General features: G+C 46.6%; 14 protein-coding genes. 9 read left to right on the top strand and 5 right to left on the bottom strand.

Annotated features, from left to right (window positions below):
• Positions 1 to 145 precede the first annotated feature (145 nt).
• From MHN31_RS24350 to MHN31_RS03815, 4 genes are all read left to right on the top strand, one after another.
• Positions 146 to 1804, top strand: coding sequence for a diguanylate cyclase (locus MHN31_RS24350; RefSeq protein ID WP_239443484.1), 1659 nt, complete (start codon positions 146 to 148; stop codon positions 1802 to 1804).
• Positions 1805 to 2095: 291 nt separating this feature from the next.
• The gene (locus MHN31_RS03825; protein ID WP_164517584.1) at positions 2096 to 2272 is read left to right on the top strand and encodes a hypothetical protein; all 177 of its coding nucleotides are present in this window, start codon (positions 2096 to 2098) and stop codon (positions 2270 to 2272) included.
• A gap of 26 nt (positions 2273 to 2298) precedes the next feature.
• A complete protein-coding gene (locus MHN31_RS03820) occupies positions 2299 to 2850 on the top strand; it encodes a hypothetical protein (protein WP_125562355.1) in 552 nt (183 codons plus the stop codon).
• Positions 2851 to 2852: 2 nt separating this feature from the next.
• Positions 2853 to 3194, top strand: coding sequence for a hypothetical protein (locus MHN31_RS03815; RefSeq protein ID WP_125562357.1), 342 nt, complete (start codon positions 2853 to 2855; stop codon positions 3192 to 3194).
• Positions 3195 to 3246: 52 nt separating this feature from the next.
• Here the strand turns inward: MHN31_RS03815 and MHN31_RS03810 are convergent, their stop codons facing one another.
• Positions 3247 to 4959 carry an alkaline phosphatase D family protein gene (locus MHN31_RS03810; RefSeq protein ID WP_239443483.1) on the bottom strand — a complete coding sequence of 571 codons (1713 nt, stop codon included), beginning with the start codon at positions 4957 to 4959 and terminating at the stop codon, positions 3247 to 3249.
• 1425 nt (positions 4960 to 6384) lie between these two features.
• Here MHN31_RS03810 and MHN31_RS24345 point away from each other — a divergent pair.
• On the top strand, positions 6385 to 8691 hold the full coding sequence (locus MHN31_RS24345) for a methyl-accepting chemotaxis protein (RefSeq protein ID WP_239443482.1): 2307 nt from the start codon (positions 6385 to 6387) through the stop codon (positions 8689 to 8691).
• Positions 8692 to 8743: 52 nt separating this feature from the next.
• On the opposite strand, the gene MHN31_RS03800 is transcribed toward MHN31_RS24345, so the two are convergent.
• A complete protein-coding gene (locus MHN31_RS03800) occupies positions 8744 to 9457 on the bottom strand; it encodes an SOS response-associated peptidase family protein (protein WP_239443481.1) in 714 nt (237 codons plus the stop codon).
• Between the two features lie 180 nt (positions 9458 to 9637).
• Between MHN31_RS03800 and imuA the strand changes: the two genes are divergently transcribed.
• Genes imuA through MHN31_RS03785 form a run of 3 tightly spaced genes read left to right on the top strand, consistent with a single transcriptional unit; the run spans position 9638 to position 14987 of the window.
• On the top strand, positions 9638 to 10333 hold the full coding sequence (gene imuA, locus MHN31_RS03795; protein WP_239443480.1) for a translesion DNA synthesis-associated protein ImuA: 696 nt from the start codon (positions 9638 to 9640) through the stop codon (positions 10331 to 10333).
• 5 nt (positions 10334 to 10338) lie between these two features.
• Complete coding sequence (locus MHN31_RS03790; protein ID WP_239443479.1) at positions 10339 to 11811, top strand: DNA polymerase Y family protein; 1473 nt, start codon at positions 10339 to 10341, stop codon at positions 11809 to 11811.
• On the top strand, positions 11811 to 14987 hold the full coding sequence (locus MHN31_RS03785) for an error-prone DNA polymerase (protein WP_275446732.1): 3177 nt from the start codon (positions 11811 to 11813) through the stop codon (positions 14985 to 14987). Before MHN31_RS03790 ends, MHN31_RS03785 begins: the two co-directional genes overlap by 1 nt.
• A gap of 102 nt (positions 14988 to 15089) precedes the next feature.
• On the opposite strand, the gene MHN31_RS03780 is transcribed toward MHN31_RS03785, so the two are convergent.
• From MHN31_RS03780 to MHN31_RS03770, 3 genes are all read right to left on the bottom strand, one after another.
• Positions 15090 to 16427 carry a glycosyl hydrolase family 28-related protein gene (locus MHN31_RS03780; protein ID WP_171045137.1) on the bottom strand — a complete coding sequence of 446 codons (1338 nt, stop codon included), beginning with the start codon at positions 16425 to 16427 and terminating at the stop codon, positions 15090 to 15092.
• Positions 16428 to 16635: 208 nt separating this feature from the next.
• Entirely contained in the window at positions 16636 to 18648 is a 2013-nt protein-coding gene (locus MHN31_RS03775) for a methyl-accepting chemotaxis protein (protein ID WP_194867669.1), read from the bottom strand.
• Positions 18649 to 19355: 707 nt separating this feature from the next.
• A complete protein-coding gene (locus tag MHN31_RS03770; protein WP_194867670.1) occupies positions 19356 to 20147 on the bottom strand; it encodes a hypothetical protein in 792 nt (263 codons plus the stop codon).
• 156 nt (positions 20148 to 20303) lie between these two features.
• Here MHN31_RS03770 and MHN31_RS03765 point away from each other — a divergent pair, with 156 nt between their 5' ends.
• The gene (locus MHN31_RS03765) at positions 20304 to 20606 is read left to right on the top strand and encodes a hypothetical protein (RefSeq protein WP_239443478.1); all 303 of its coding nucleotides are present in this window, start codon (positions 20304 to 20306) and stop codon (positions 20604 to 20606) included.
• The last annotated feature ends 19 nt before the right edge of the window (positions 20607 to 20625 follow it).

Genomic DNA, 20625 nt, shown 5'->3' with positions numbered 1-20625 from the left:
TGTTACGAACTTTTGATTAAGCTTGTTGCTACCTGTGTGCCGGATAATGGGTTAACTAAGGTTTTCGTTAAAATGTTGCTTTATTCGCAATTTTATTGATGTGTGCTAGTCTAAAAAGTCTAATCAGACTGTGTTTCGGGTGCATGTGAAGTTAAAACACTTGCTCATTGCCACCTTCATTTTAGTGACGGCATTCCCTTTGTTTATCGGACTGTATTCTCTCAACAGTTACACGGGTGTGCAGTATCGTGAGCAGGTCAAGTCCCACCTGAGTGCGATTTCGCAAATCGCTAAGCTACGGATACTGGCGGGGGTAGAGCGCGCAAATGACAATGTGGCGCAAATAGCCAGCAGAACGCAGTTACGTCGGTCGCTGGCACAATGGAATGATACTCGCAGTGATCTGGCACTTGTGCAAATTACCCGGATCATTAATGATGCAGCCTTAGATAGATCCTATCTCAAAAGTATAGGGGTGTTTGATCAACGGGGTCAGTTCGTGACCGCGACCAATGGGTTTGAACGGCTCGATAATCTGGTCTCAGCCCAATTTGAAGATCGCCCTGTTCGTCTTGAGCAGCATCGAGGTGTGGTGCAACTAAGTCGGGTTGCCCCGTTATTGTTAGACGGACGATTAACCGGTTATGTGAAAGTGGACTTTTCCACTCAATTTCTGAACCAACTGGTGAGAGATCGCACGGGACTGGGTCAGACAGGCGAATGGCTGATTGCAATGCACAACAGCAATGGTGATGCCTTATTTGCGACGCCTTTGAAATATGACCCCAAGGCTGCATTCACACGTACAGTACCCTTTACCCAAGGCACAGTGCCCATTATTCAAGCTCTGTCAGGCAACGAACTGGTTCTTGAAGAGGCGCCTGATTATCGTGATGTTCCTGTGTTGGCGTCAACCCGCTACATCGAGCAGTTAGACTGGGGGTTGGTAGCCAAAATAGATGAAAGTGAAGTGAATGCCATGGTGTATGCCAATCGCTCCGTTATCTATGCCGCTCAGTTGGGTATTGTCTTTTTGGCCGTAATTGTCGGGGTTGGCCTGTCGACTTATATTTCTCAGCCTATTGAGAACCTAAAATCTCATATTGAGAAAGTCACTCATGATGGTGAATTGAGCGACCCACCAAGAGTGACGCATGGCTGGCAGGAAGTCCGAGAGCTGACCGCTCACTTTAGTTATATGATGCATTCACTTAAGTCTCTGAATGAAAATCTGCAAGATAGAATTGATGAGCGCACCGCTGAGCTAACGAAGGCCAATGCTTTGTTGGAAAAAACAGCGAACCAGGATCCTTTGACGGGCTTGTTCAACCGGCGCTTTTTTACATTACGCTTTGAGCAGGAGTTGGATCGGTCATCTCGTTATGGGTGTTTGTTTGCACTGGTGCTGCTCGACATTGATCATTTTAAGCAAATTAATGATCAGTGGGGTCACGATATCGGTGATGAAGTACTCAAGGAGGTTGCGCGGTTCTTACTGGTGTCCAGTCGTAGTTCCGATATGGTTGCCCGTATTGGGGGTGAAGAGTTTTGTATTTTGATCCCTGAATGTGAACAGGATCAAGTGGCCATTTATTTAGAGCGTCTGCGTTGTGATCTGACGGAGTTGAATTTCACTGCCAAAGATACACGGTTCACTATTTCAGCAAGTTTTGGTGTGGCATTTTATCAACCCGGGGTGCGCAGTGGTAAAGTGATGTTAAAACAAGCGGATGACGCATTGTATGATGCAAAACGTACGGGGCGAAATCGAGTATGTGTTTACCAGGAGCAGCATCATACTTAGCCTGCATTTTACACTCATGGTTTAACTAGTCACCATGAGCACATATCTTCATAGTTGTCATTTCAGCTTGAAATTGCATTTTGTCGCATGATATTTCAAAGCAGTACCTTTAATATTAATATTTTCATGGTAACTTAGTTTTGGACGTATTTGTCAATATAGTCTGGCCAAAATGTATCTTGGTTACAATTGTGTTAATTTAGGTTTGCAAGTTTGGTTTTGCTTGTTTAACATGATTGTAGCACGTGGCTAAGACTGTTCTATCTTAAAAAGAAACGTAAGGAAAAGCCCATGAAAGCTTCTATCAATCGAAATGGTCATCGCTTAGGTGTGAAATCAAAAAAGCTTAAGCAGTTAACCAATCTTAATTTATCACAGGAACAGCTAGCTGAAGTCGTTGGCGGTGGCGGGGGATCTGATGGTGCCCAACCTACACGCCCCTTTCACTCTGCTCCTTATTGTTGCTAGTAGAGTTTTTACATAAAGGATTGAGCATGAATGAATTTTATATCGTGGCGGGGTGGGGAATACGCTTTCTTGAACTGATTGTTGTGCTTTTTGTACTCTTTTCGCTCAGGAAATATAGCTTTAGCTTGTTTTTTGGTGGGAAGTCGAGTTTAAAAACACCTGCCGATCATAAAATGCATTCATGTTTTTTAACTGCGCTTGCCGTACTGGTTTTTCATGCCATCAGTGGTAGTTTAGCTACGTATATGTTGGACATAGAGGCGGGTAATCAGTTGGTGATCAAGCTGTATTACTTTGTGATAGTGTGCACAACCGCTGCTTATGCTGCCACTTTGTATTTACTTCATGTTATCAGAGGGTGTCATTTCGTCAGAGTGGCTCGGTATAGCCTGTATATTACCTTATTCCTGATGTTATTAAACGCAGCACAGCTGGTCTTGAGAGGGTATCTGGGGAATGATCTGTTGTACTCTATATACGGTCCTGCAACTGTGATTGCTAATCTGTGTGAGTGGCTGATTGTCGCCAAGTATCCGTTTTATAAATTTATGGAAACCCGGATCCGGCAGGAGGCTTAAACATGTTGCTACTCGTTCTTACCTCTTTGGCTATTTTTTTGATGCTTGGTATTATTATAGGCGCTTGTATTCAGGGCGCTCAATTACATGGGCCAGAGCAAAAAGTGCAGGACTTTTTTACGCGTTTTCGTGCTGAAGAAGACACTAAACAAGAGCTATATGAATCCGCATACAGGATTGTGATGGATTTGGGTGAGGCGCTGGATGAAGAAGATATTATTGCGCAATGTGACGCTGTGCGCAGTGCTCACGATAGAGCGCGTGCATTTAAAGCCTACGCGAAGGATCAACCGATACCCGAGCCTTCAAGAACAGCTAGACAAGGGCTGAAGGTGGTCAAGTAAGCGCATTAAGGCGCTGACCTACAGCAGCAGATCAGCGCATTCTTTCGTTCGCCTAAAATGTAATGATGGTTGATACGGCTTCTTCTTCAGCCGTTTCTATCGACATTTTAATGGTCCGTTTTTGCCAGTCTATATCCAGCATGCCATAGTTACTACCCGACTTATTGATTAAGTGGCGGTTGCTGGTGGTGAGATCTGCGATGTTTTTGCTGACAACGCCAACCTGACCTGTCGGTATGGTTGCGCCACTGGCAGCACAATTACCCCATTCACCTTTAACGCCATTGCCGCTCTCATCGACTTCGGTGTAACACCAGGGTTTGTCATGATCCCGGGTAATACACCCTTGATAGGTTACCGCGGCATATTTAGCAGGGAATTTGCACTGTTTGTTGTAGTTACCGTCTCCTTTGGTATCGGCATAGACAGGTAAACGTAACGGGTTTTCGATGTGATATGGCCAGTTTTGTCCAAATCCGGAAGCAGTGACCTCATAAACTCTGGCCATATTTCCATATTCACTGCTGGCAGGGATCTCTTTTTGTAATAATTCACCCCAGTGTTGGTCGCCAGATAAGAAGATCACTGCTTTTGCATTACCCGCATTGATCGACTTTTGTACTAACCTAAGCAGGCGTTCGCGCTCCAGAGGCACTTCAGCCCAGGATTCGTAACTTGTACCCGACATGTCGGATTCCTGTAGGTTGCTTAATGCCTGTTCGAACTTTTTACCATCTCCATAGGCACAATAGCTATTCCGACTGCGACCCTGATACAAAGGTGGCAGGACCTGTATCCCACTGGCAATTAACTTAATTTCGGATGGCTTGCTAAGCTCTTTTTCCAGCCATTGCCACTGTTGTTCACCCAAGATGGTCGTTGCGTCACCTTCACAGGCTCCATAGCTGGAAAAGGTGGGTGAGCGAAAGTAACGCGCATCTAGCGTGATCACATGCGTTTGCTCTCCTTTTTGTCCCAGCATTTTCGCTTCATAGATACCTGCCTGACCATTGAGCCTGGGATCGTCCGCCTTGGCATCAAAATGGCGTAAATATTCCAGTTGGCTCTCGGCACGTTTAGGATAGTGTTTACCATCATTGTTACGGCCAAAGTCGTGATCATCCCAGGTTGCCATAACCGGTATTTCAGCAGCAAGAAACTTTTGATAGTCTGAATTACGCTTCTTATCATCATATTTTTGGCGCATTGTACTCATGTCTTCGGTGTCTGCGTAAATATTGTCACCTAGCCAGAAAAATAAGTCAGGCTTATGTCCTATCAGGCGTGCCAGAGCAGCAGGCATGTCGCCTTTTGTTTTAAAGCAAGAACCCAGCGCGACACGATCCAGGCGCTTCTCTGGTTGCGGATGCGTGTGACTCATCAGGGGATCAGGCGTTTGTGTCGCGCACTCTTCCCAGCTTCCCTGCTCGTCAACATAACACCAGGGGGCACTGTGATTACGTGTAGAGCAGCCGTAAAACTGCTCGCCCTGATAGTTGGAGGGGGTCTTACAGCTTTTCCCGGAGACTGTAGTAAATACGGGGATGGTTTCAATCCGGACATTGCCCCAGCTGGAGCCATCAGTGGCTTGCTTAAGGTAACACCACTGACTACCTGAGTTATTTTTATCCGTTGTGCCCTGATAACTGGCACCCATATAGCTAAATGTGTTCTGACACTGGTCGTAATGCACCTCTGGGGCGCTCAGTGCATGGAAACTGCCAAATACACTGCTGATGCTGAGCAGTAAGCGTATTGTCTTCATTATTTTACCTGGTATTAACGCAAGCGAAGTAAACAAGTTGCGCTTGCAAGTTCTGTGTGTATTTCCTTTGTTAATTCAACCCAGATGTTCTTTGCAATTTGCATAGTTTTGGTGCACGGGAAGCCTCGTCCTATTGAGGAAGGCGCAATTTTAGAGACAAGATGTGAAATAATGTTTTCAACTTTATGTCAAAATAAAGTTGATTGGCGCTTTTGATTTTATTGTTGAGAATTTTTGTTTACTGGAGGTGTTGAGTGAATTAGTGCTTAAAGTGAAAGAGCGAGGAGGTGTGGAGTCGCCCATTTTTTGTGTCTAAAAGGTGTGTTTTGTATATAGCTTGGTTTTTATTGTGTCTTTTTTGTTTTTATGAATTTCTTCATTGCTACCTTTGAATGACTTGAGGCCCTTCATGACAATCTTAAATGATTGGCAATGAGGTCTGAAGGCAATAACTTATTATAAAATATTAGATTGATTGAGAAGTGAGTAGTTACTTTTAATGGCTGAGTGATGTCATTTTGTAGTTTTACTTTATTGTTGAGTTAATCCGAATGTTCAATATTATTTAATAGGTTTTTTAAAATTTTCAATGGGTATTTTTTGTCCTTTTTGGTTTTCTTAATTTGATTTTATTAAATAATTAAAATGACGTTATCACTAAAGAGATAAAACTTAAAAACTGAGCAAAGAAGAGCAACTGCCGCTCAAAGACACACGTCGTGATTGTTGTAGGTGGTGGCTGGTATACCCAGACAGGATGTTATGAGGACGGTTGTTAACTTAGATAAGGTTTTACATTCTAAGTGGTCATTTTCTGAGTCTTAAATACTTGGCTCACTTTGATAGTTCTGGTGGCTCATTTGGTTATCTGCAATCCTATTTTAGTAAGGGAACGAAATTTATAGAGTAAGTTAATGTTCATTTATGCTTAGAGGGGCGCTTTATTTAATTAAAAGGAAATTAGTTATGAAACTAAAAGTGAAAGAAAAAATTAAAAAGTTTCTATGTCACTATGAGTTTCAATGCGAAGGAAATGATGAAGCTCGCGGGGGGCTGGGACTTCAGCATGAATAGGTGCTGAGAAGTACCTTGCCAAACATTGGAATCATCACTTCAGCACGCCTTAATTGGTCATACCTGATTGACATCAAAAACTAATTATTAATTACTAGTATCAAAGTATTAAAAGGTGTAGGTTGATCCTGCATCTAATTAATTTTAATAACTAAATTCATGTCTAAGGTGGCGTGCTTGTGGAAGTCACATCTCCATAGTGTTGCGCTATTGTAGTTTGACATGGTGTATTTGCTGCTGCTGACGTACCAAATTGCTGATTTTCAACGGGGTTAAGTCGCAGTGGCTGTGGTTTGCATTGGCCTATCCCCCCTGCCCGGAATAGGTTTGCTTTGTACTGTAGGAGTTCACGTGCAATTAAAAAACCGTCTTAGTATCGTTGCTGTTCTGCTAGCTGTTGTCCCCTTACTTATTACCTGTTTTGTTATCGGTGTTTTGGCCTACCAGGAAGGAAAAGCCGCCGTGACGAAGGAAATCGAAAATAACCTGGTTTCACGTCGTAACGCGATGCAAGCTCAGGTTGAACGTTACTTTAAAACTATCTCGGATCAGGTGGTAACACTGGCGGGATCTACTATGGTGGTTGACGCCAGTCGGGCTTTTTCTGCTGCATTTGCGAGTTATCCCCGCGCCCAGGAGGCTGAATTGTCTCTGAGCCGCTTCTATGAAACTCAGTTTCTTGACCAATATAGACAAAAAAATCCTGGTGACAGCCTCAGCGCGAATAGTCTTTTTACGCGACTGAGTCCCACTGCACGTGGGCTACAAAGTCACTATATTGCGGCTAATCCCAATCCGTTAGGGAGCAAAGATCAACTGCTGGATGCAGGGGATAACAGCACCTATAGTGCCGTACACCGCCGTTATCACAAAGCACTGCGCGAGTTTCAGGCACGTTTTGGCTTCTACGATGTGTTTATTACCAATCCTCAGGGTGATGTGGTGTATTCCGTATTTAAGGAGCTCGACTTCGCAACATCACTGACCAACGGTCCATTTCGCGAGTCTGGTTTAGCACGTGCCTATGAAGCAGCCCGTACCCAGCATGTACGTGAAGGACACTTTATTGACTTTAGCCCCTATATGCCCTCTTACAATGCCGCAGCAGGGTTTATCAGTTCTGCAATTCTGGCTGATGACGGCACTTTACTGGGTACTTTGATATTTCAACTGCCTGTGGATGAAATTAACCGTATGTTGACATTAAATGGGCAATGGCATGAGCAAGGGCTGGGTGACAGTGGCGAGCTCTACTTGGTCAATCAAAATAAAATATTGCTAAATAACAGTCGATTTTTTGTGGAAGATCCGGGTGGCTTTATTGCTCAGCTCAGATCATTTGATGTCAACAAAGACATGGTGGATAACATTGAACAGCAACATACCACCATAGGCACATTGCGAATTGACTCTCCGGGCACCCGGGCTGCGCTGTCAGGTCAGAGCGGCTTTGCCATTTTCTCTGACTACCGGGCTGTTTCGGTGGCATCGGCTTACGCGCCGTTAGAAATCGACGGGCTACACTGGGCGATCGTGAGCGAAATTGATGAAAGCGAAGCGTTTGCCATGATTTCTGAGCTAAAGTATTCCGTGCTTCGATCCTCAGTATTATTTGTGTCTGTGGCGGCAATCATAGCCAGTGTGGTGGGTTTCTTTGTTGCTAACCGGGTTACACGGCCTGTTATTGCTGCCAGTAATGCGATCCGTGGTATCGCAGATAATAACGATTTCAGGTTGCGTGCGCCCGATGAGGGTGATGATGAGATCCGCGATTTAAGCCGTTCGGTCAATAGCCTGGTTGAGCGGTTGCAGCAAAATTTTGCAGACTTATTGCACAGTGCTCATACGCTCAAAGAAATGTCGACGGCGCTGTCAGAGCGGGTCGCGGGACTGATTGACGGGGTGAATAAGCAGTCTCAGGATTGTGAGCAATCGGCGACTGCCGGGCAGCAAATGCAGCACACAGTTCAGGAGGTGGCAAGCAGTGCGCTGAATACCTCGGAGCAGACCCAGCAGGTAAGTACACTGACTTCTCAGACTAATCAGCTGGTGGAGCACTGTGCTGATGTCTCGGAACAGTTGGCCGAGGAGATGGATAAAGTCGGTGAAGTGATGAATGGGTTGTCGTCTCAGAGTGAACAGATAGGCAGTGTGCTGGATGTGATCCAGGCCATTGCTGAACAAACCAACTTACTGGCATTGAATGCAGCTATTGAGGCGGCGCGAGCCGGTGAATCAGGACGCGGGTTTGCGGTGGTCGCAGATGAAGTTCGTGGCCTGGCTCAGCGTACTCAGCAGGCGACAGAAGAAATTGAACAGATGATCAAAGCGCTGCAAAGTGGGGTTGGTGAAGCACGTCAGTCAGTGCAACAAAGTCGTGAGTGCTCTGTTGATAATGCTCAGACATCTGAACGGGCAAAGGGGTCCCTGATCGATGTGTCTGATGCGATTGAGCAGATTGTGGCTATGAATACACAGGTGGCGACTGCGGCGGAGGAGCAGTCGGCGGTGGTTGCACAGATCAGTCAAGCCATCAGTGCCATCAGTGAAGAAGCCAATGGTAATTTGGAACGTAGCCAGGATATTGACGACCGATCACAACATTTGGCGAAGTTAGCCGTACAATTAGACGACATTCTGGCGCGTTATCAGGTGTGATTTTTTCACATCAGCCAGAGTGCAGTGAGCGGGTGCAAAATACCGTATCAGCTCACCTTTTATTACGGGGAGGATCTTTGGCGATATAGGAGGTTTCACCCACAGGCCGGTATTGACTGGGTTTATCTATCTGAATGGCAGCCAGACGTTGATATAAATGAGGGATCAGCAAATGCGTAAAGCGGCCACCATCATGTATTGTGCTGTCCAGCCAGGCATTGAGTTCAGCAGGGTCGGGTGGCAGGATCAGAGGGCTGGCTTTATCATGATAGCAGCGCAGCTTAGGATGTGCTGGCAAGGTGATGACTGAGCAGGAGTAGTGCTTTTGCCCGCTGTCCGGGTGGTACCACACTTTATATAATCCGCCTAAACATAACGCCCCGTCTGCGGCGATAAAATCGTAATAATGTTGTGGTTTACCCTGTGCAAACTGGGTTTCGCCAAAGCCTTTTACCACGATAATACAACGACTGTAGTGAAACGGCTGATAGGCAGCACTGCCTTTGACATGCAGTTTGTCATAGCGGCTATTGAATGAGGTGTATTTAGATGGCTTAAAGCCTTGCCCGGGCTGTGGATCCAGTAATAGCCACCAGGTTGCGTTGCTGAGCTGTCGCTGGCCGTTTTCTTCATGCACAATACTGATGCTGTCAGTTGCCTTTTTAAAACGGCCAAAGTGCATTGTCTCTTTGGGGTTTGCAATACCTAACCCTGCTAATACCTCGATCACAAAAGGATCATCGGTGATATTTAATCGTCCACACATACTATGCTCCTGTTGTCTTAATTACTTTAGCTGACTTTGAATGTAACTGCTTGATCTGGATTAAGTGTTTTATGCTTTTCGGATACCTTAACGCGCCTGTCTGGTACGCGTCGCTCACAGCATGCTTGCACTTTGCTCAACAGTAATTATACTGTATATATATACAGTTTTAGGTGTGTTATGAGTAATTTAATCGAACTATTAGAACGTCAGGATCTGGTATGGCAGGGGGCAGGGCTTGCAAAGCGCCAACAGCAGCAGCAGGCTGTCACTGCGACGGGGTTTGCTGAATTAGATAAACACCTACAGGGCGGTTTTCCCAAAGTTGGTGTGGTTGATTTACATACAGAGCTGGGGATTGGTGAACTCAGGTTGTTATTACCCAGTCTGATACAGCAAGACGGCCTGACTGCGGTCATTACACCCCCTGCACGATTGAATGCCGATGCATTACAGAGTACCGGAATGGATACCAGTAAACTCCTGGAGATCACACCCGGATCTCCACAAGAAGCGTTGTGGGCCGCTGAACAATGTTTGAAAAGCGGTGCCTGCAACAGTGTATTGCTATGGCATGGCGAGTTACAGGTACACCAGGTAAAACGTTTGCAACTGGCGGCTAGCACGGGTGAAGCGTGCCTGTATTTACTGCGTCATGAACACCATTGCCAGGGGACGTTGCCGGTGTCTTTAAGCCTGGGTCTTAGTCCGCATGCGAGTGGCCTGAATATCACTATTAAAAAGCGCCGAGGTGGCTGGGCTCAGTCCCAGTTTGCATTGGATATGTCATCGCACTGGCCTGAACTGACCGAGCACTTCCATACCCAGCGCAAAGAAATTCCGGATACAGTGCGGCAGTATCGTACTGGCGGATAGTCACCATGACTTTGTGGTTGTATTTACATTTTCCTACTATTCAGCTCGATAAGCTGAAAATTGCAGCTCAGGCGCAAACACCGGATGCTCAACAGTCCGCTGAGGTATTCGCAGCATCATCCCGGCCTTGCATTGTGGTAGGGGGGCGAGATAACACTGTGATGCAACTAGATCAGGCTGCTATGCAGCTGGGGATTTCAGAAGGTATGGGGCTGGCCGGCGCGGCAGCCCGCAGTCGCGATCTGCTTGTGCACCCGTATGATGAAGCGGATGAAAGCCGGACTATGCGTGAAATTGCCCAGTGGCTGTATTTGATCACTGCCGATATCGCCTTATTTGCACCTCAGGGGCTTTTGTTAAAAGTCAGTGGTATGTTGGCTATGTATCGCGATTTATCTCACTATCTGGCTACGCTGCGCTCACACCTCGATACTCAGTCATTCACTTACCGGTATGCTTGCGGTTACTCCCCTGAAGCTGCCAGGCTGTTGGCACAGCATCATGGTGCGTTAGTGAGTGAGGACTCAGCAATGCTTGAAAGTGCTTTGCATAATCTACCTCTGATGGCTTTATCACTGCCATCAAAGCAGCTTGAACGGTTACGGCGGGTAGGGTTTAAAACCGTGGCCGACTTGTTTGCTTTGCCTCTAGTCGAGCTGGGTAAACGTTTTGATTGCGAGTTGGTGCAGTATGTGTCGAGGTTGCGAGGAAAAGTGCCTCACCCTGTGACTTTTTATCAACCGGAGCCAGAATTTGAACGCCATTTGCCCCTGCTATATGACATAGAAAACCTTGATTGGTTAAACAAGCCGTTACTTAAGCTTTTGGTACAACAGGAGCAGTTCTTACGCTTACGTAACCGCCATGCCAGACAATTAACACTGACCCTGTATCAGCGCGATGCTGAACCGCAGGTACTGGAGATAGGTCGCGCAGAAGGCACAGATCGCGCTGATCTCTGGCTGATTTTATGTGATCTCAAGTTGAGCAATGTGACACTCAATGGCCCGGTACAGGCGATAGGATTGAAAGTGACCGAGATGAGTCAGCCTGATGAGCTGATGCCTGACTTATTTACTGAGCGGCGCGGCACCATGACACCAGCCGGGTTGGTTGCGTTATTACAGGCTAAGTTAGGAGAACAGGCAGTACAGGGGCTGGCTGTGTGCGATGATCTACGCCCTGAGCTGGCAAGCGGCTATTGTACGCCATTGAGTGCACCGGGGACGCCTTTGTTGGAGAAGTCTGGCAGGCTCTCTGCTACTGATTACCTTCGGCCCGTCTTTTTATTGCCGAGTACGCAGCCTTTGCAGCATAAAGTGACTGTCCATCTTGGGCCTGAGCGGATCTGTACCGGCTGGTGGGATGCACATGGGGTCGAGCGTGATTATTTTGTTGCTCAGGATGAGCAAGGGCGTTGGTTGTGGGTATTCAGAGATCGCCAGCAGCGGTGGTTTTGCCACGGAGTTTTCAGCTGATGGCCGCGCATAAATCTCCCATGTTCACACTGCCTGCTACGCGTGCAGAGAATGAACAATCAGATCGTCAGTGTACAGGGGAGCCACCAGGAGGGACTAAGCAGCCAGGCTATGCAGAACTGTTTTGTCAAACTAACTTCTCTTTTATGCAGGGGGCATCCCGTCCGGAAGAATTGGTGAGGCAGGCGGATTTCCTTGCCTATACTGCGCTGGCCATCACCGATGAGTGTTCGCTGGCAGGCGTTGTCAGAGCTCATACACTGATTAAAAATCAGCAACTAGATTTACAACTGATAGTAGGCAGCCTGATGCGTTTTGAAACGCTGGACCTGGTGTTATTGTGCCCGGATAAGGCAGCATACAGTGAGTTGTGTCGGGTTATCACCAATGCCCGTCGACGCGCTGAAAAAGGCCATTATCGATTAGCCGAGTGGGATTTATTGTCGTTGCGTCATTGTCTGCTTATTTGGCTTCCAGCAGGCAATGAGCAGGATGAGCAGTGGGGGGCCTGGCTGGCACGCCATCATGAAGGTCGCAGCTGGTTAGGCATACAGCGACATTTGGTCAATCAGGAACAGCGTTTTATTCATCATTGTGAAACGCTGGCTGAACGTTATCAATTGCCTGTCACGGCGTGTGGCGGAGTATTAATGCACCACAGTGAGCGACTCAGGTTGCAGCATACACTGACAGCGATCCGGCTGAATCAGCCGATTGAGCAAGTTAAAGGTGCATTGCTTGCGAATGCTGAGCGGGCGCTGCGTAGCCGGGGAAAGCTGAGTAAGTTGTTTAAGGCGTCCTGGCTGGCTGAGTCGTTGCGGATTGCAAAGCGGTGTACCTTTGATTTGGAATCGTTGCGTTATCAGTATCCTGCAGAGCTGGTTCCTGAAGGCAAAACGGCTATGCAGCATTTACGTGAGTTGGTCGAGGTCGGTCAGCGGCGGCGCTTTGCGCAAGGTATCCCTGATGAAATTGCTCAGACGATAGACAAAGAGCTGGCACTGATTGAGGAGCTAGACTACCCCTATTTTTTCCTCACCATTCATGATCTGGTGTGCTTTGCGCGTAGCAAAGGGATTTTGTATCAGGGGCGGGGTTCGGCGGCCAACTCTGTGGTGTGTTATTGTCTGGAGATCACCGCGGTTGACCCCCGTCAGGTGTCGGTGTTGTTCGAACGTTTTATCAGTAAAGAACGTAATGAGCCACCAGACATAGACGTTGACTTTGAACATGAACGCCGCGAAGAAGTGATCCAGTATATTTATCGCAAGTATGGCCGTAAACGTGCTGCGCTGGCTGCAACGGTGATCAGTTATCGTTTTAAAAGTGCAGTCAGAGATGTAGGTAAAGCTTTGGGGATTGAAGCAACTCAGCTTGATTACTTTATTCGCAATGTCAATCGCCGTGATCGGGGGCAAAACTGGCAGACCCAGTTAACTGAGCTGGGCTTGCAGCCAGAGTCGCTCAAAGGGCAACAATTTATTTCACTGGTCGAAGAAATCATGGGCTTTCCCCGCCATCTTTCACAGCATGTTGGGGGCTTTGTGATCTCAGCTGGCCCTTTGCATGATCTGGTCCCCATTGAAAATGCGGCCATGGCGGAGCGCACGGTTATCCAATGGGATAAGGATGACCTGGAAAGCCTCAAACTGCTTAAGGTCGATGTGCTGGCGCTGGGGATGTTGAGTGCCATTCGTAAAACGTTTTCGCTCATTGCACAGCATACCTCAAGAGAGCTGGATCTGGCTGAGTTAACCCGTATGGGCGATGACCCTCAGGTATACAAAATGCTCCAGCGTGCAGATACCGTAGGTGTATTTCAGATAGAGTCCCGAGCACAAATGAGTATGTTACCCCGGTTGAAGCCCCTGTGTTATTACGACTTGGTGATCCAGATAGCTATTGTCAGGCCTGGGCCTATCCAGGGCGACATGGTGCACCCTTTTTTGAAGCGTCGTAACGGTGAAGAAGCTATCACTTACCCTTCGGAGTCTGTGAAAGCTGTGTTATCGCGTACCATGGGAGTGCCTATCTTTCAGGAGCAGGTGATTAAACTGGCGATGGTGGCAGCCGGGTTTTCTGGTGGGGAGGCTGATCAGTTGCGTCGGGCCATGGCTTCGTGGAAAAAAAGCGGCGAACTGATGCAGTTTAAAGAGAAGCTGATCAGCGGTATGCAACAGCGGGGTTATGAAGTCAGTTTTGCAGAGCGTATTTTTGAGCAGATCTGCGGCTTTGGCGAGTACGGATTTCCGGAAAGTCACTCTGCTTCATTTGCTGTGCTGGCTTATGCATCAGCCTGGCTGAAGTACTACTATCCAGCCATGTTCTATACAGCGTTGCTGAACAGTTTGCCAATGGGGTTTTACAGTGCTTCTCAGCTCATTCAGGATGCCAGACGTCATCAGGTTGAGGTGCTGCCTGTGTGCGTGAATGCCTCCGAGTATGACCACTATATTTTCCAGCAGCACAACAGGTTTGCGATCCGGCTTGGCCTGCGCCTGGTTAAAGGGTTACAGCGTAACAGTGCAGAGCAACTGCTGGCTGGTCGTCCTGACAATGGCTTTGCTGATATGCAAGCGTTACAGCGCCTTGGGTTGCCTGGTAATGCATTGGAGAGTCTGGCATCTGCCAATGCACTTAACGTGTTACAGGGCGACCGTTATGCCGCGCGTTGGGCATTGATGGATCAGGAGCAGACGCTCCCCTTATTTGCCGAGTCTTCAGTGGCTGAGGTGTCATCGTGTGCTTTTCAGCCGGATGACATGGATGATCTGGTGGAAGACTATGCTGCATTGGGGCTTACCCTGGGAGCACATCCGGTGACTCTGCTGGATAATGCCGGAAAACTGGGGCGCTTTACTCGCATGACAGAGCTCAGTGCCTGCCGTCATAAATCCTTGGTAACAGTAGTTGGGGTGGTCACAGGAAAACAGGCACCCGGCACCGCTGGTGGCGTGACTTTCTTTACGCTGGAAGATGATACAGGGAATATTAATGTGGTGGTCTGGGCTGGTACTGCACGAGCTCAAAAGCAGGCGTATCTCAGTGCCAAATTACTGGAAGTAAAAGGAATTGTTGAAAAAGAAGGCGAGGTTATTCATGTCATTGCCGGCAGACTGATTGACCGCAGCGAGGTACTGGGCACGTTACACAGCAAATCGCGCGATTTTCATTGAGTGCATCATGCTGTGCAGAATTGGAGCTAAAAGCCAAAGGTAACCTGCAAGTTACCTTTGGTTATTTGATAGGATCTGCCCACAGGCAGCCTATACCATTAATTAATGGATGCGCTCTAACGTTACCTTACCGCTAGACAACCCTCCGCCGCCATTGTAATCCAGTTTAGCGTAAATTTTGCCACCATCGACTTTGAATTTGATACGGCCAACTCCCGAGGTGTGATGTACTTTGGCGTATTTACTTGCGCCATTCCAATTGAAAATAGCGTACTCTTCCAGCACCGGCTCATAACCATCTCGAATACCTGAGATCATCACTTTATAAGCGCTGTTGCCTGCAATCGCCATGTAAGGTGGTAATGCAACCCAGCTACTATTTGCAGGTAAGCTGATGCTGGCTGTAAGTTTACCCGGCAAATAGGTTGAACCTGAGTCTGCGCTTGCCGTCCCACCAATAGCTGGAACATGGCCTTTCACTTTGGTGTTTTTTAGCACTACATTATGACTCCACCAGTCTTGGCCAGTCATGCCGTTGACTGTGATCACACCGCCGTTATCAGCATCAATGACGGCATATGCTCGCGCATTGCTTGGGCCCCCTTGAGCAAACACGCCGTTAATATCCAATGTTCTTGAATTTTTGACCTTGAATACGGTTTTCACGCCTTCAGCATAAAAATTATCGATCTGGTTGTTCCAGGTTTTGTGTTCAGCTGGGCCATAGATCTCGACACCAACCTGGGAGTTCTGAACGGTAGAGTTTGTGATATTACTGCCCATAGCGGCAAGTTTGATACCCGTGTGTGAGCCTTCAACATACACGTTGTCGAATACGTTGACATTGTTAAACCAGCCGTTTGGTTCAATATTCCAGTACGCCGGATCACTACCATTGCCATGTAAATGAATGCCGTAATTGACGTTGGCAATAAACAGGTCTTCAAAGCGGCTCCAGATCACCCATTTACCGTAAATACCATTATCAAACCCGGAAATATCCAGTTTAGAAAAATTTGAACGATAAGATGCAAAAGGGATATCAATTGCAGTGCCTTGCTTAAAGCTTGCCGTCTGCACCAGAGCCAGATCATGTACTTCTACATTGTGTGCTACTTTCAGCAGGCTGATATTGGCATTGGTAGTCAGTCGAGAGAGATTACGTTTCTCACCATACAACTTAACTCGTGAGTTGTGCGAGCCCTTTACACGCGTTACGTCCAGTGTGCTGGAAACATTAAAAGTACCAGCAGGGATGTAGATGCTTTTATTATTCTGTACTGCGTAATCTATTGCTGCCTGAATTTGTGCAGCGTCATCACGGTTATCGTTGGCAATGGCACCAAAACGTGGGTCAGTAATTGAAATCGTGTCTGCGTCCAGTGCGGCCGCGGAGGAGGAGATCAGCACAAGACCGATCAAAGAAACTTTGTAGTTCATAATTATCCTTATAATTAGATGAAAAGATCCGATAAGAGCTGGGTTATTACCCATTAAGGATACTAATGAAAAGAGCAGGAAAGTGCACTGTTTTATTTTAAAAACATGCATTTATTGAGTGTGGACTTGAGAAATCAGCAAATATAGAAAATGACAGGTGCACAAGGTGTACACCTGTCATGATAAGCTTCATATTGCATGAACAGTGCTAACTTCTCAGCCTGAACTTACGCACTAACTGAGCCAGTTGCTCTGCTTGTTTATTGAGTTCCTGTGCGGATAGGGCGGCAACCTGGGTATCTTGCAAAGAACTTTGGCTGGATTGCTCTATATTTGAAATGTCTTTGGCCATTTCGCTGGCAACCACAGACTGCTCCTCAGTAGCTGTGGCAATAGCCTGGATCATAGCGGCAATTTCTGATGCACCCTGCACAATATCATCCAGCTGGGTTCCTGCAGCCTCGGCCATAGACACACTTTGATCAACCTGAGACACACTGTTTTGCATTGAACTGACAGCATGCTCTGTCTGAGACTGAATAGACTGTACGGTTGATACGACTTCTTCTGTTGCTTTTGAGGTCCGCTCTGCGAGTGTTCTGACTTCGTCGGCGACTACCGCAAAGCCGCGCCCCTGCTCACCTGCACGGGCTGCCTCAATGGCTGCGTTTAATGCAAGCAAGTTAGTCTGCTCTGCAATGCTGCCAATGACACCAATTACATTACCAATTTGACTACTCAGTTCACCCAGGTGAGTCACATTTTCTGCGGTTTTCTGTACGTTTTGTGAGGCGGTTTTTATCTTGCTGACGGTTTGTCCGACGGTATCTCCACCACCAGATGCTAAAGTACGAGCCTGATCTGCGTGGCTTGCAGCAACCTGACTTTGCGATGCAACTTCAGAGACGGTGGCGCTCATCTCTTCAATGGCGGTAGCAACCTGAGTTGACTGATCTGCCGAAGAGCGGCTGCGAGACGCGATTTGATCGTTGGCCTCAGCAATATCCTGACTGGAGGTACGAACATCATCGACGACTTGTGCAATAGAGTGAAGCAGTTCGTTCAAAGAGCGGGCCATTTTATTGGTGGCTTCAGCGAGCCCGTCAATTTCGTCCTGCCCTTTGTGGTCAATGTCTCTGTCGGAGATATCACCGGCACTGATCCGCTCTGCCACGCCCAGTACCTGGTTCAATCTGGAGACAATTGAATTACTGATCAGATAGGCAATGACCATGCCCAAAATAGCGGCGATCAGTGTGATCACAATGATGACAATCGACGTTGACGTGAGGCCTTCAACTAACAGCTCCAATGCCCCGGTTGCATCGTCGATTTCCTCTCGTGCAGACACATCGAGGATTTTTGCGATATCCTGAATGTGCTTTTTGTCCAATTCGCTGAGTGTTGCGGTGGCCTGCTTAAATGCAGTGGGATCATAACTACTGAACACCGTTGTTGCTTCATCCCGAATGGCTTTATATAAACGCTTGATGGTAGCGATGTCCTGCAGCTCGTTAGGTTTTTGTTCCAGTGGGATTAGGAGGTTTAGGTATTCTTCAAAGCTGGCTGCATCGTCGTTAAAGTCTGCTTCTGCATTTGTATTACCAGTCGTATGAGAAATGACCGCCGCTATCATATCACCGGCTTCGTCAACCAGCTCCAGATAGTACCGAACGCCAGGGAGGTCATCATTGAGCGACTCCTGCAAATCGGTTGATTGCAATGCGTCATTAAACTCTTGTTCTTTCAATTTATCTAACAGAGTTTCTAACTGCTCTCCGGTGGAGGATTCCAGGCGATCAACACGTGCTTTAACGCGTTGGTATGCATCAGGGTCATAGCGGCCAAAAACATCTTGATTCACGCGCTGATGGTAGGTCGTAATGCTTTTGAGGATATGGGCCATTTTTTCCCGATCTGCTTGCTTAGCAGACTCGTAACGATACAACTCTGTGTGTACTTCTTTATATTTCGCGAATACGTCATTAAAAACGGATTTTTTACTGGTATCGCCATTCATATATTCGAGCGCTGCACTTTTGAGCTGATGCTCGGTATCCAGTAACCGGCTGTAGAGGATCATACCTGGCAGATCGTCGCCTATCACTTCCTGCGCACGGGCTGTTTCAGTTGCTACCTTAAACCACACGAGCGTACTGGACATGACCATTAGTACTATAAGAACACCAAAGGCTGAGTAGAGTTTATTACTGAGTTTCATAGGATCACCAAGTTTGAAAGAGGCGTCATCCGTGGCTTACTTTTCATTGTGTTATCGTTCATAATTAAAGTCGTAAATTGCAAAAAGTGGCAACTTTTATCTTTGGTGTAGCGTAAAATTTAGCACTGTCATGACGACTATCGATAAATGAGCCGTATATTCTTGAAACGTTCCAAAAAAGAAGAGGAACTTTGCTGTTTCTGAATGTAACTTTTCGAGAGCGCAATGTGTTGGACAGTAACTTGGTTTTATATTTACGCAACAATTAAAAAAACACTATAGAAATAGACTTGGCCTATTGCTATATAGATAGCGTTTTTATTGCAGTTTTATTGATTTAAACCAATATGTTGTGAATATAAACGAGTGCCTTATGAGATATTTAATATAGCTTATTAAATATCTCATATTTGAGCTTTGCTTTATCGTTAGTCTTCTTTTTGTAACAGAGGCTGCCTTTTCACGCTCTGACTTTTTGGCATAGCTAAATTGACATTATTGGCTGTATTCTATCGAGCATCCCATAACACTGCTTTCACTGAACCTTCATTCTGCGATACTTTTCAGCAGACAGTATTATAGTGCTATCGGTCGTATAAAGTTATGTCAGAGCGACACCCTTAAAACAGGGTGGTAGGTGTAGTGCCTGTCTAATATTAAATGCCGGAGTAACTACCTAAATGAGGCAGTTACTTATCAACATGACTTTAAGGCTTGATTTGACAGGGCGCAGGACCACATAGCGGCGTGGTTGCGGGTTGTATTTCATATTCATATGCATACTGAATATAGTTTCTGTCATGAATGTTTGTGCACTGTCCGGTTTCAGTCCTAAGGATGGATTCATTGGCCGTTCTCTGGCCTAATTGGACAGTAAAAAAGCGCCCATCATTAATGTTTTCATTGAAATAAACTCTGTCCTGAACTGCATTTATTCTTTTGGGTCCGGTGCAGCCATGTATGCGGTAATAGTAGACAAAATCCTGTTTATGAAATGCTCTACGAGGGTATACGGTTTTTACATTCTGGCTAAATTCATCAGGCATGATCATAACAGCCAGGTCTTCCCATTGTCCGCCTTCTTCTAACTTTAAGATACGGCCTAGCTTAGTAACGCCGTCACCTTTGTACAAATATAACACCGAATCATCACTGTATTTTTGTTGTACACGAATGGAGTGAATACGCTCAATACCAGGGCTATCCTGGCAATCGCCAGCGCCCTGAATAGTTACTGGTTTTTGTTGCTCAAAGGCATTAACCAGCAAAGCATAGCTGGCTTTACCACTGGCTGTATTCAACGATAAAGTCCAGTGTTGTTGGTATTCACTTGCAACACAGGCCGCTGGTGTTCTTGACTGCGCTGGGTTGACTAGTTCTAACTGTACGATATCACCCTGAATCGCCATTGAGTCTATTTGGCTACTGGCATAACACATTGGACTGGCACACAGTATGGCAAAGGTAAATACACGTGCTTGAAAAGCAGAGTTAAACATGTGAGAAGTTCCGTATCTGTTTTATTTTTGGGGATTTTACATTGCTTTTCAGAGACCGAAAAGCGAAAATAGGTACTAACTAAAATAAAAACACAAATATTCATGCCCATTAAAATCTGCTTGTTTATGATAATTAGCCTGATATGTCTCGGGAAAGTGTTTGCAGAGCCTATAAACTCAGCATCTCGTGCTTATTTAGGTGAAGTAAAAATCGTAAATGATGTGGTGTATTTTCAGGCTCTTCTGCCTGATATCGCCTCAGTCGGTTGTGCTAACACGGGGGCGCCATTTCATTGGGCGTTCTCTTTGAGTTCTGCGGAAGGTCCTTCTTTGTATCGGGCTATATTGGCAGCTCAATCCGGTAATGTTCAGCTGGCCGTCACTCCCGCAGGGGACTGTGCAGCCGCATCTGGGGTCGCGCGCCCTGCAGCCATCACACTATTAAAACCCAAACAATAACCAGACGACTCAGCGGCAA

Origin of the sequence: Pseudoalteromonas sp. McH1-42, assembly GCF_022347845.1 — a bacterium.
GTDB classification, from domain to species: Bacteria; Pseudomonadota; Gammaproteobacteria; order Enterobacterales; family Alteromonadaceae; genus Pseudoalteromonas; species Pseudoalteromonas rubra_D.
The sequence above is the reverse complement of the archived record's forward strand: the minus strand, read 5'-3'. Positions and strand labels throughout refer to the sequence as shown.